Consider the following 635-nt stretch of genomic DNA (forward strand, 5'->3'; position numbering starts at 1 on the left):
AGGGGTTGACAGCGGGTGTGTGCTGAGGTCATGAGGTATCCACAAGGTGGCGGACTGACGGCTGAGCGCCGGATGTTCCGGGAGGGGATTCGGGTACAAGCGGCTGCGATGTTCGCCGAAGGACAGGGCAATGCGCAGATCGCCAAGCGGTTGCGGGTCGGTGTCCGTTCGGTGCAGCGGTGGCGTCGAGCGTGGAGGTACGGCGGAGAGCTCTCATTGCGATCGGCGGGGTCGCCGGGGCGGCCGAAACTCGACGACACCATGTTCGCGGCGCTGGAAGCGGAGTTGGCCGAAGGCGCGGTGGCGCATGGTTGGCCGGATCAGACCTGGACTCTGGCCCGGATCCAGGCGCTCGTCGAGCGCCGGTTCGCCACGAATGTGTCACCGGCGGGTATCTGGCGGCTGCTGCACCGGCATGGCTGGTCGTATCAGCTCCCGGCCCGGCGGGCGGTCGAGCAGGATCCTCGAGCGGTCCAGAGATGGGTGAAACAGACATGGCCGCGGATAAAACGACAGCGGCGGCGCTCGGGGCCTGGCTGGTCTTCGAAGACGAGGCCGGTTTCTCGATGACGCCGCCGACGCGGGCGACCTGGTCGGTGCGTGGGCGCACTCCCACGGTCACGGTCCGAGGACGA

General features: G+C 67.9%; 1 protein-coding gene. It reads left to right on the plus strand.

Annotated features, from left to right (window positions below):
- Nucleotides 1-30: 30 nt before the first annotated feature.
- Complete coding sequence (locus ACX4ZE_RS22965; protein ID WP_480275545.1) at nucleotides 31-570, plus strand: winged helix-turn-helix domain-containing protein; 540 nt, start codon at nucleotides 31-33, stop codon at nucleotides 568-570.
- The last annotated feature ends 65 nt before the right edge of the window (nucleotides 571-635 follow it).

The sequence above is a fragment of the Nocardia sp. TBRC8007 genome, from assembly GCF_056629435.1.